Here is a 1,086-nt window from a genome sequence, read left to right as displayed (position 1 = left end):
ACCGCCAGGTTGCCGAGGTCCAGATCCGTATTGCCGTCATGAACGGCTATACCGCGCTCGGAATACCCGTCACAGAGGCCGTAGGATAAGTCCGTACGGGAAAGGGGAACCTCGGGTATCACAAGTTTTGTGCAACAGAGCCCATCGACGTGCTTAACTTGACGACCGAGGGCACGAGCAGATCCGAATACTGTCAGAGCTGACCATCTGAACCTTTCTTCTACGCTAACTGTTCTGGTGCAACGCAGCTCTCCTGTGTCGAAAAACGAAATTGACGTCACTCTCGGGTCGATTTTCCTTGATCAAAGTTTTTAACTGCGCCATCATATTCCGCGACTATCTAACCGAGTGTTGACTATGCGAAACCTCGTGATTGCAGCCATATGTTCCTCCGTGCTTATTGCAGCAGCTTCAGCATCTTTTGCAGATGATAGCTCCCGAGGAGAAGCGATGGTAAGTATTTGCAAAAACCTCAACGGCGATGACTTTCTAAGCGTGTCAAGATCAGAAGATCTTGAGTGGATTCTGCAGAAGGCTCTGAGTGCGGAAGCTGGAATTTCAGAGTTGCAATGCCTTATGAGCCATTTTAATGGTTCGGGAGATGGGTTTCGAGCTACTTATCATCCTGGAGGTGGGGTAGGTGGGTCTGATGTATTTCGCTTCTCAATTGATCGTATCGGATTTTTCAATCGCTTATTTCGCCCGCCGGGCGGTGAAGGTGGTCGGTATTTGGCCATCTTTCGTGTGACTGATGATGCCATTGCAATTATTAAAACGGGTGGAGTGGCTCAATGGCTGAAATAAGACTAGAAGCAAATAGTGTATATTTTGCGTTTGATCATTACTATCTAGTATTTGTTGACGACGGTGGTAACGAATTTGTAATTCGAGGTGGGCCAGGCATATATGGGCCTGATAGCAATTCCGTTTTTGGTCCTATAACGACTCTGTTGCACAAATCGGCTGCTGGCCAGGCTACCCCTTTCCCCGGACGGACTTATCCTACGGCCTCTGTGACGGGTATTCCGAGCGCGGTATAGCCGTTCATGACGGCAATACGGATCTGGACCTCGGCAACCTGGCGGT

The 1,086-nt window shown here is 49.3% G+C and carries 1 protein-coding gene; it reads left to right on the top strand.

Annotation, left to right across the window (positions count from 1 at the left end; all coding sequences use genetic code 11):
- Positions 1-357 precede the first annotated feature (357 nt).
- The gene (locus BMY38_RS18005; RefSeq protein ID WP_139204744.1) at positions 358-804 is read left to right on the top strand and encodes a hypothetical protein; all 447 of its coding nucleotides are present in this window, start codon (positions 358-360) and stop codon (positions 802-804) included.
- The last annotated feature ends 282 nt before the right edge of the window (positions 805-1,086 follow it).

The sequence above is a fragment of the Jannaschia helgolandensis genome, assembly GCF_900109285.1.
Taxonomy (GTDB): Bacteria; Pseudomonadota; Alphaproteobacteria; order Rhodobacterales; family Rhodobacteraceae; genus Jannaschia; species Jannaschia helgolandensis.
Note: the sequence above shows the minus strand (reverse complement) of the source record. Positions and strands in the feature narration are given on the sequence as shown.